The sequence below is a fragment of the Paraburkholderia sediminicola genome, assembly GCF_046027825.1.
In the GTDB taxonomy this organism is placed as follows: domain Bacteria; phylum Pseudomonadota; class Gammaproteobacteria; order Burkholderiales; family Burkholderiaceae; genus Paraburkholderia; species Paraburkholderia sediminicola_D.
Window position 1 is genome coordinate 276,641 of record NZ_JAQQDU010000001.1, and the last position, 10,285, is coordinate 286,925.

General features: G+C 67.1%; 1 protein-coding gene. It reads right to left on the bottom strand.

Features of this window, described 5'->3' with window-relative positions:
* Positions 1-9: 9 nt before the first annotated feature.
* Positions 10-10,285: non-ribosomal peptide synthetase (locus PQQ96_RS01160; protein ID WP_408287605.1), on the bottom strand; the 10,276-nt coding region annotated here is incomplete at its 5' end.

The window sequence follows — 10,285 nt, forward strand, 5'->3', positions numbered from 1 at the left end:
CTGATCCGTTCAGTCATCGAGCATCGACAGCAGATCCTTGAGCTGGTCGGCCGAATCGTCTTCTTCAGCGCACGCTGCACGCCCCGTCTCTTCGTCGAGTGCGAGCGCAATGCGCCGGATCGTTGCCAGCCGGAACAGTTGCGCGACATCGACGGGACGGCCGAACGCCGCCGCCATGGCACTCACCATCCGCACCGCGAGCAGCGAGTGGCCGCCAAGCTCGAAGAAGTCGTCGTCGATACCAACGTCGACGACGTTGAGCGCACGGGCCCACAACCCGCACAACGTCTTTTCCGTCTCGGTGGAAGGCGGCGCAGCGTGCGTCGACGCGGCCTGCGTACCGACGCCGTTCGCCATCGTGCGCAGCACTTTGCGATCGAGCTTGCCGTTCGACGTGAGCGGCATCGCGTCGATCTGTTCGATCGCGGATGGCGTCATATGCACGGGCAGCACCTGCCCGAGTTCGTGACGCACACGCACGGCGTCGAACGGGTTGTCGCTCACCACGAATGCGACGAGACGCTGTGCTTCACCCTCGCCCGCCAGTGCAACCGCCGCATGCCGAACACCGGCGCTGCGCGCGAGCTGCGCCTCGATCTCGCCGATCTCGATCCGGTAGCCACGGAACTTGATCTGCTGATCGAGCCGGCCGAGGTAGTCGATTCCACCATCGATGCGCACTCTCGCCAGATCGCCGGTGCGGTACAGACGCGCACCCGGTTCGCCGAGCGCATCGGGCACGAAACGCTCGGCGCTCAAGCCGGCCTGCCCCACGTAGCCGCGCGCCAGATTGGCGCCGCCGATGCACAACTCGCCCACGCCTCCCACCGGCACGCAACGGCCGGCGCGGTCCACCACCCGCAACACGGTATGTCCCACCGCTTCGCCGAGCGTGATCGGCGAAGCAGCGGAAACGATGTGCGCGACGCTCGACCAGATCGTCGTCTCGGTCGGGCCGTACATGTTCCAGAGTTCGACGCCACGCGACAGCAATTGCGCGGCGAGGTCCGGTGCGAGCGCTTCGCCGCCGCACAGCGCGACAAAACGCCGGCCTTGCGCGCCACGCCAACCGCCCTCCAGCAGCACGCGCCAACCCATCGGCGTGGCCTGCATGATCGTCGCGCCGCTGTCGTCGAGCAGCGCGGCAAGGCGGCGTCCATCCGTCACGACTGCGCGCGGCGCGATCACCACCGTCGCGCCGGCCATCAGCGGCGCATACAGCTCCAGCGCAAAGATGTCGAACGACACCGTTGTCACGCTCACGAGCGTGTCGTCAGCCGACAAACCGGGGCGTTCGCCGATAGACGACAGCAGCCGCGCCAGTGCGTCATGCGTGACCGCCACGCCCTTCGGACGGCCGGTCGAACCCGATGTGTGAATCACATAGGCCAGCCGGTTTTCATCGAACGACGCTGCGGCATCGGGTAACGGTGCATCGCGCTCGTCGTCCACCTCGTCGATGCGAACCAGCACGCGATCGGCAAACAGCGTCGCGTGCATCTGCGCGCAAGCTGCGTCTGCGACCACGACGCTGACCTGCGCGTCGTCGAGCATCGCGGCGAGCCGTGCAGCCGGATACGATGCGTCGAGCGGCACGTACGCGGCGCCGCTCTTCAGCGTGCCGAGCAGGGCTGCAGCGAGTCCCACCGATCGATCGACACAAACGGCCACACAGGTATCGTCTTTCACGCCGAGCCGCCGCAAGCGTTGCGCGATGCGGTTCGACCACGCGTTGAGTTGCCCGAAGCTCAGCGTCGCGTCGCCGCTGACCACGGCCGTGCGAGCCGCAGCGGCGCCGCTCGCATGATCCGCAATGCGACGGTGCACCGGCGTGAACGAGGCCGTGTCCAATACCTCTCGCGCCGGTGACACGGCCACAACGTTGACAGGCGCAAGCGCAATCGACGCAAGCAGCGGGTCGGCCGGTTCGGTGAAGCGCGTCAACAGATCGACGAAATGACGGGCCACCGCCGCGACATTTGCCGGCGCGAAACGTGCCGCGCGCCATGCCCAATGCAACGTGATCGTGCCGCGCGGCACGATGGTCAGCGTCAACGGGTAGTGCGTGCGTTCGATCGAATCGAGCACATCGATGGTGAACAGATCATCGCTCGACGACAGCGCCTCGTCGACCGGATAGTTCTCGAAGACCAGCAGGCTGTCGAACAGGGCATCGCCGGTGCGTGCGGACCAGCGCTGAACCTGCGCGAGCGGCGTCTGTTCGTGCTCGCGCATTGCGCTGTTGATCTGCTGCAAGCCGGCGAGCCATGCGGACAGCCGCGCGCCGTCAGGAACGTCCGTCCACACCGGCAGCGTGTTGATGAAGAGACCAAGCATGTCCTGCGCACCGGCGAGATCGACTGGCCTCCCGGCGACCGTCACGCCAAACGCCGCTTGCCCGCGATTGCCGTAGCGCGACAGAAGCATCGCCCACGCACCCTGCATCAACGTGTTCAAGGTCACGTGGTAGCGCTGCGCGGTGGCACGAAGCCGCTCGCTCAGATCCGCGTCGAACGCCATGTCGCGCGTGCTGATGAGGTCAGCGGCCGGTTGTTCGTCGGCAGCAAACCCGGGCGCACCAAGACTCGCGGTGAGCAGCGCGGGTTCGTCGAGCAACGCGATTCGCTGCTGCCACCATGCGTGCGACTCGCTCTCGCGATCCGCCGAAGCGAGCCACTCAAGGTAGTTGCGATAACGCGTGGGCGCGGACCGTGCCGACGGCGAACCCTGCAGGCGCGCGCGATACTCGTCGACGATCTCACCCAGCAGGCGCGCGCCGCTCCATCCATCGACAAGCGCATGATGATGCGTGCGGATCAGATCATGCGCGCCGTCCGGACGACGGATCAGCGCAATGCGCATCAACGGCGGTGCTTCGATATCGAAACCACGCGCCACGTCCGCCTCGCGCCAGGCGGCAAGTTCGTCGTCGTACGTCACGGGGTCGAGCGAGGACCAGTCATGTTCGGCGAACGGCACCTCGACTTCGCGCTGCACGACCTGCAGCATGTCCGCTTCCGGCGAAACGACGAAGGCCGTGCGCAGGATTTCGTGCCGCGCGGCGGCGATCCGCCAGGCGTCGCGCAACGCGGCGACATCGAGCGGACCACGCAACGTCAGACGCAGCTGATTCACGTAGATGCCCGAGCGGGCGCCGAGCTGCGTGTGCAACAGCAGGCCTTGCTGCGCCTGCGTCGCCGGATAGATATCGACGACGGATTCCGGGTCCAGCTTCAATGCGTCCAGCGCCGGCTGTGAGAGGTGCGCGAGCGGGAAGTCCGACGCGTAAAGTCGCGTGGCCGGACGTTGTGCTGCATCGATCATGTCGTGCAGTTGCTGCGTGAAGTTCGTGGCGCACGCTTCGACGTCTGGCTGTGTGAGCTGGTCCGTGCGATAGCGCCAGCTCACCTGCAGCGCGCCGTCCGCCACCAGCGCATCGAGCTGCAGGGCCTTTGCCTGCGCATCGTGCAGTCCTGTCTGCACCGAGTCGCCGCCCCGCTCTTCCGCGAACGCGAAGCGCGCTGATTCAGGCAGGCTCGCGTCGAACTGGCCGAGGTAGTTGAAGCCCACCGTCGCCTGCGGCAGTCCCGCGAGCGCTTCGCGCACCGTTGCATCGCGCGACGCGCGCGCCTGCAGCAGGCCCCAGTGCAGACCGCGCTGTGGTACTTCGCCCAGTGCGGTGCGCACTGTGTGCAGGGTGTGCGTGGCATCGCCCAGCGCTTCCAGCACGACCGGATAGCGTGTCGTGAACCACCCGACCGTACGCGTCAGGTCGATGTCATCGAAGATGTCCTCGCGGCCGTGCCCTTCGAGTTCCACCAGCACACGCGGCTGCGCGCTGCGCTGCGCCAGCGTACGCGTGAGCGCGGCCAGCAGCAGGACTTCGGGTGTGAGGGCAGTGCGGCCTGTTCCGTGCGCGCCGTTGTAGAGCAGCGCCGAGGTGGTCTGCGGGTCGAGGCGGATTGTATGGGTGGCGGTTGGTGTGCCGGTCGATTCGTTCATCGATTCGTTCATCGATTTGGCTGTCGATTCCCTTGTCGATGTGCCTGTCGATTCGCTTGTCGATTTACTTCTCAATCCGGCTTTTGCCTGCGCATCCACTGCCGGCCACGCCACCACGCCCGTGAGCCGTTGCTGCCACCACCCCAGTTCGGCGAGCCGCTCGGCCTGCATCCCGTACTCGTGCTGACGCATGCTCCACACACTGAACGGCGTGCTGCGCGTTCCCAACGCGATCGCCTCGCCACGCTCCGCCTGGGCATACGCCTGCTGCAACTCTTCCAGCAGGATGCGCCACGACACCCCGTCCACCGCCAGGTGGTGGATCGCCAGCAGCACGCGCTGGCCGTGTTGTCCTAAGTCCAGATACGCCGCCTTCAGCAACGGACCACGCCGCAGGTCCAGTTGCCGCTGCACCCGCGTGCATGCATCGTGCAGCGCCTGCTCCCAGTTCGGGCCGTCGCCGATTGCGATCTGATCGACCAGTGGTTCCTGTTGCTGGATCTGCAGCGGTTCTACCCGCTGTGTCCACACGCGTGTCTCGATCTCGCTGTCTTCGACTGCGATCTGTCCGACCAGTGGTTCCTGCTGCCGGGTCTGTCGCTGTGCCCAGCCGCGTGTCGGTGTTTCCGCTGCGTCCTGCGCTCGTGTTACGGCAGGCTCTTTTGCCGTGTCACGCGCATCTGCTGCACGTTGCTCTTGTGCCGCGCCCTGCTCTTCTGCGCCCGCATGCTCTGTGTCATCCGCCCACATGAACCGCAACCGCAGCGCATCGTGCTGCGCCACCAGCGCCTGCACCGCACGCTCCAGCAGCGCCACCTCCAGCCCCCCGCGCACCCGCAGCAGCACCGCCTGGTTCCAGTGCGACGGCGCCTCCACAAACCGTTCGAAGAAGCTCCCCTGGATCGGCGTCAGCGGCACCACGTCATGTATCTCTGCCTGCCCGGCCTGCTCCGCACCGCCCCCGCCCAGCTCCACCGCCACGCGCGCCTGCGCCTCGATCGTCGGATGGTCGAACACCTGCTTCGGCGTGAGCTTCAACCCCGCCTGACGCGCCTTCGCAATCAGCTGCAGGCTCACGATCGAATCGCCCCCCGCCTCGAAGAAGTTCTGCGTCACCCCCAGCTGCGCCTCGCGCCCCAGCACCGACGCCCAGATCGCCCGCATCTGCGTCTCGCGCGCCGTGCGCGGCGCCACCGCCTGCCACGCCTCGTCTTCCTGTGGCGCCGGCAGCGCGCCCCGGTCCAGCTTGCCGTTGGCCATCACCGGCAGCCGCGCGAGCTTCATCCACCCGCCCGGCACCATGTATCCCGGCAACCTCGACTGCAGCGCCGCCTGCAACTGCGATGCCTGCGCCTCACCCACCCAGTACGCCACCAGCCGCCGACGCTCGCCCTCCCCGCGCAGCACCACCACCGCCTGCTCCACGCCCGCGCACCCGCGCAGCTGCACCTCGATCTCTCCCAGCTCGATCCGGTACCCGCGCAGCTTCACCTGCTGGTCCAGCCGGCCCAGGTACTCGATGCAGCCATCCGCGCGCAGCCGGCACAGGTCCCCGCTGCGGTACAGCCGTTCTCCGTCGTTGTACGGCGACGGCACGAAGCGCTCCGCCGTCAGCCCCGGGCGCCCGAGGTACCCCCGCGCCAGCGACACCCCGCCGATGCACAGCTCGCCCAGCCCGCCCACCGGCACCTCGTTGCCGTACCCGTCCAGCACGCACACGCTGCGCCCCGGATACGCAATGCCAATCGGCGCGCTCACGTGCTGTGTATCCTCTGCCTGCGTGCGCCGGTACAGCGCCGCCACCGTCGTCTCGGTCGGCCCGTACAGGTTGTCCAGCCGCACGCCGGCCAGCGCACTGCGCTGCCAGCGCGCCAGCGCATCGCCCGGCAGACCTTCGCCGCCCACCGTGATCTGCCTCAATGCCGGCAGCGCCTCGCGTGACGGTGCCTCACTGAGCCATTGCTGCCACAGTGCCGTCGGGATCCGCGCGAACGTCACCTGGTGGGTGGCCAGCGCGCCGCTGAGCGCCTGCAGGTCCCATGCAGCGGCCCCACGCATGCACACCCGGCCGCCCATCAGCAGCGCCGGCAGCAGTTCGTGCAGCGCCACATCGAAGTTGATCGTCGACGACTGCAGCAGCGTGTCCCGCGCCGAGATTCCGTAGGTGCCGACGAAGTCGTCCAGATGCAGCGACAGCGCGCGCTGGCTCACTGCCACGCCCTTGGGCCGCCCGGTCGAGCCCGAGGTGTAGATCACGTACGCGAGCTGCTCCGGATGGATCGATGCGGTGCGTTTGCGCAGCCCGTGCAGGGCTGCAAGCCAGGCGTGTTCATCCGGCTGTCCAGCCTCATCCCCGATCCGCACCTGCACACAGCCTTCGAGCACCTCCGACAGACGCGCCGCGCTCGCCGCATCGACGATCACGCAACGCACGCCCGCATCCTCGATCATCTCGCGCAGCCGTGCTTCCGGATACGACGGATCCAGCGGCACCTGTGCCGCGCCCGCCTTCCAGATCCCCAGCAGCGCTGCGGCCAGTCCCGCCGAGCGCTCCAGGCACACCCCCACCCGCTCTTCGTGCGCCACCCCCGCACGCATCAGCGCCACACCCAGGCGATCCGCCCACGCGTCGAGCTGCGCATAGCTGAGCCGTTCATCGCCGCAGACCACCGCCTGCGCTTCACCACAGTCCCGCGCGCGCGACTCGAAGCGCATCACCGTCGGGTCATACGTATACGACACGCGCTGCACCGCACTCGCGGCACCCGCGCCCGCCCCCATCGACAGCTCGCACAGCCGGCGCTCGCCCAACGCGCACATCTGTTCCAGCAGTTCCACGTAGTGTCCACTTACCCGCTCTATCGTCGATGCGTCGAACAACGCCGTATTCCACGACCATTCGATCTCGATGCCCTCGCGCGGCAGGATCGACAGTGTCAGCGGATAGTGCGTCGGGTCCACCGACTCCGTCGCGACGATGTCCAGCGCGCCGCGTTGATCGCGCGCGGCTTCGTCGATCGGATAGTTTTCGAACACGAGCAGCGAGTCGAACAGCGACTCACCCCCTTGTCCGGCCCACTGCTGGATGTGCGCAAGCGGCGTGTGTTCGTGCTGACGCAAGGCAACGTTATACGCCTGGATCGCACGCAGCCAGTCGGACACGTGCGCATCCGGCCGCGCGTCAATGCACAGCGGCAGGCTGTGAATGAAGAGTCCGAGCATCTGCTGCGAGCCGCGCAAAGCGGCCGGCCGTCCCGACACGGTCACGCCGAACGCCGCCTGTTGCCGGTTGCCGTAGCGCGTGAGCAGCAACGCCCAGGCGCCCTGCGTGATCGTGTTCAACGTCACGCCGAGCGTGCGGCTCGCCTGCTGCAACAACGCCGACTGTCGTGCATCGAGTGCGAAACGCCGTTGTGCGACACCGGGCTGCGGCGCCGCCGTGCGTCCGAGGCCAGACTGCAATGTCGCGGGCTCGTCGCGGCGCGCGAGCTGTTCGCGCCACCAGGCTTCACTGCCCGGTTGCGCCTGCAGCCAGCGCACATAATCGCGAAAACGCGGCGCGCTGGCCGGCGGCTTGCCTGCGTCGTCTTCGGCATGCGTCAGCGCGCGATACGTTTGTGCGATTTCGGACAGCAGTTGCGCGCTGCTCCAACCGTCCATCAACAGGTGATGATGCGTCCAGATCAGATCGTGCGCGCCATCTGGCCGCTCGAATAACGTCACCCGCATCAACGGCGCCGCATCAAAACTGAAGCCCTTTTGCTGATCGACCGCCCGCCACTGCGACAGACGCAGCGCATGCGTATCGAGGTCCTGCGCGCCCAAGGCGACGCGCTCGAACGGCAACTGCAATGCGCGTCTGACGACCTGCAAGGGCGCGCCGTCGTATTGCCAGAAAAACTGCGTGCGCAGAATGTCATGACGCGCAACGGCCTGCTGCCATGCGTTTTGCAGCGCGGCGACGTCGAGCGCGCCGGTCAGCGTCAGATGCAACTGGTTCGTGTAGCTCTGCTGCGCCTCGTCGATGAGGCTGTGATAGAGGATGCCCTGCTGCAGAGGTGTAGCCGGATAGAGATCGGCCACGTCGTCGGGCAGATGCGCGGCGACTTCGTCGAACTGCGCGCGCGTGAACGGCGCAAGGTCGAAATCGTGACGGGTCGGCACGGCCGGCATCGTTTCGCAATGCTCGATCAGGCGCAGCACGCGGGCCTCGAAATCGCCCGCAAGGCGCGCAATGGTCGCGTCGTCGATCACATCGGGGCTGTAACGCCACGTGAGCGACAGCCCTTCATTCGCAATCAAGCCGTTGACGTCAATCACGTACGGCAGCGGCGAGCGGGCCGCAAGCGGCGCGCCCCCTGCTTCGGCCGCAAAGCGGAACTGGCCACCCTGCTCGAGCGACGTATCGAAGCGGCCCAGGTAATTGAAGCTCACCTGCGCGCGCGGCAGGTCAGCAAGCGTCCCCGCACCGTGCGACGCGCACGCGGTGTCCGCCTGCGTGAGCCACATCCAGTGAATGCCGTCGAAACGCACATCGCGCACGCGATCTTTCACATGCAGCAGCGCGTCGGTCGGATTGTCGCGCGCATCGATCCACAACGGATAGCGCGTCGTGAACCATCCGATCGTGGCACTCAGATCGAGTTCGCCGACCGGATGCGTGCGGCCATGACTTTCGACGTCGATCAGCACACCGGACCGCGCACGCCAGGCGCTCAACGTCTGCGCAAGCGCCGTCAGCAGCAGTTCGTCCACGCGCAAGCGATAAGCGCGCGCGGCGTGGCTGGACAGCCTGCGCGTCGCGTCGGCGTCGAAGCGCACTTCACGGGTGCGGCTCGCACCGAACGTGGCGGTGGCGCAAGCCTCACAGGACACGGGCAACCACGGGTCCGCGCCGGCGAGCGCCGCGCGCCAGGAGGAAGCATCCGGCACAACGGCATCCGATGCGGCATGCTCGCGTTGCGCCGCAACCCACGCGCTCCACGGTGTCGATGCAGCGGCGATGGTGTCGACGTGAGCGTCGCCTGCTGCATTTTTATCGGCAACGGCTACCGCGTAGTCGCGCTCCAGTTCACGCAACAGGATGCGCCACGACACACCATCGACGCACAGGTGATGCACGACGATCAGCACGCGCTCGCCGTCATCCATTTTTGCGTGCAGCAGGTGGCACACCGGGCCGTGCTCGATGTCGAGACTGCGTTGTGCCGCCTCGCATGCATGGTCGAGACGGGCCGCCGCGTCCGGCAATGCGCGCAGATCAATGCACTCGATCGCTGAGCCGCCGTCGAATGGCAGCACACGCTGTTGCCAGCCGCCCGCCGCCCCACTGCTGTGTGCATCGGGCGAATCGATGCTATCGATCGCGTGACGTGCAAAACGCAGGCGCAACGCATCATGCCGCTTCTGGAGATGGCGCCATGCAGATTGCAGCGCACGCACGTCGAGCGCCACGTCGGAAGTCAACAGCACCGATTGATTCCAGTGCGATTCGCCGCGCGGATGAAGCTCGAAAAACCACGACTGGATCGGCGTCAACGGCATCGCGTCGTGATGCTCGATTGCCGTGCGCGAGCGTGGCTGATTGCGCTGTGCTTCGGCGACGACGGCGAGTCCTGCGACGGTTGGGTGTTCGAACAACTGGCGTGGGGTAATGTCCAGATGCGCTTCCTGCGCGCGTGCGACGACCTGCAAACTGAGGATCGAGTCGCCGCCGAGCCTGAAGAAATCATCCTGCACGCCCACGCGTTCGACGCCCAGCACGTCACACCAGATCTGCGCGAGTAGTGCTTCGGTCGGCGTGGCGGGTTCCACGTGTTCGTCTGCGGGTGTCGCATCCGGTGCCGGCAGCGCGGCACGGTCCAGCTTGCCGTTGTGCGTCAGCGGCAAGGCGTCGAGCAGCACATATGCGCCCGGCACCATATGCGCCGGCAGCGCCTGTGCAAGCGACTGTTCCAGTTGCGCGGCGTCACACCCCGTCTTCCCTTGCGGCACCACATAGGCGACGAGCCGCCGCCCTTCATGCGCCAGCACCCTCACCTCGCGCACCGCCGGCAGCGCCGCCAGTGCCGCCTCGATTTCCCCGAGTTCGATCCGGAAGCCACGGATCTTCACCTGCGCATCGTTGCGGCCGATATAGACGATTCCGCCATCGGCCTCGCGTCGCGCCAGGTCACCTGAGCGATACAGCCGCGCACCGTCCGTGCCCCACGGGTCCGGCACGAACCGCTCCGCGCTCAGCCCCGCACGGCCCAGGTATCCACGCGCGAGACCCGCGCCGCCT